Below are 1,142 nucleotides of genomic sequence, written 5' to 3'. Positions count from 1 at the left end.
CGGTCGACACCGGTCCCGGCGCAACGCATGTGACGGTCACGCCCGTGCGGCGCAATTCCTGATGAAGCGCTTCCGAAAAGAAGCGCACGAAGGCTTTGCTCGCATAATACAGGGCCATATTCGGCCCCGGCGTGAACCCGGCTATGGAACCGAGATTGAGCACGCCGCCACGCCCGCGCGCTGCCATTCCCGGCAGGAAGCGGAGAGTCAGGTCGCTGAGGGCTCGTATGTTGAGATCGATAATGCCAAGCTGGTCCTCGACCGGAAGGAGCGTTGCCGAACCGCGCAGCCCGTATCCGGCGCTGTTGACCAGCACATCGCAGAACAAACCGTTTGCAGACAGGAAGTCCTGCAAACGCGCCGAGGCATCGGCCACAAGGAGATCCAATTCCAGCGTGAATGCCTCGCCGCCCGCCGCCCGCACCTCCGCCGCGGCAGCAGCCAGACCTTCAGGCGAGCGCGCAACAAGCACAACGACGGCCCCATGCTCCCGGGCGGCGACCTTGGCTATTGCCCTGCCGATTCCGCGCGACGCACCGACCACCACGGCGGACGGACGAAACTCACTCTGCATGATCATATTGCCGTCCCTGAAGCCCCCGTATCGAGAGCGGCAGCACCCTGTGGGGCGATGCACTTTACTTCGCTGGCGACCTCGCCGTTCAATATCTTCTCGAACCGCTCCAGCGCCCGTGCGACATTGGCGCCGTCCATGACCCTGTGATCGTAGTGGATCCGGACCGTGACCGATCCATCTGCCGAGATCGGGCCGTAATTGAAGAGCGTGGTCAAAGGCGAAAGGGGGTTGAGTGACTCTGCCCCGAGACCGGAATAGACCGATAGCTGGAAAGTGCCGAACCGGCGGGCACGCTGCCGCCCGATATTCAGCCCGAGCCACATCAACAGCCACCTCAAGGGCGCCGGCGCACGGGCAAACTTCAATGCACGCCGGAACTCCTTGATTTTTAGGACCGGGCGCGAGCGCGCCGCCTGAATCAAGGCCTCGAGTTCGGCGATCGGCCGCCGCTCGGGGGCCTTGATCAAGCTCAGCAAGACGACCCGCTCGCCGTCATATTCGCGCTCGTGGGCAATCGAGGCTACGCTTTGCGGATATTCATAGAGCTGAGCTCTCGGGAACTTGG

At 63.1% G+C, this 1,142-nt stretch carries 2 protein-coding genes; both read right to left on the bottom strand.

The window, feature by feature from the left end:
- A partial coding sequence (locus C9413_RS32315) for an SDR family NAD(P)-dependent oxidoreductase (RefSeq protein ID WP_170251599.1) occupies positions 1–580 on the bottom strand: 580 nt, incomplete at its 3' end.
- Positions 577–1,142: hypothetical protein (locus tag C9413_RS32310; protein ID WP_170251596.1), on the bottom strand; the 566-nt coding region annotated here is incomplete at its 5' end. The genes C9413_RS32310 and C9413_RS32315, both read right to left, overlap by 4 nt.

Source organism: Rhizobium sp. SEMIA 4085 (assembly GCF_013004495.1).
Classification (GTDB): domain Bacteria; phylum Pseudomonadota; class Alphaproteobacteria; order Rhizobiales; family Rhizobiaceae; genus Rhizobium; species Rhizobium gallicum.
This window is presented reverse-complemented; position numbering and strand designations above follow the sequence as displayed.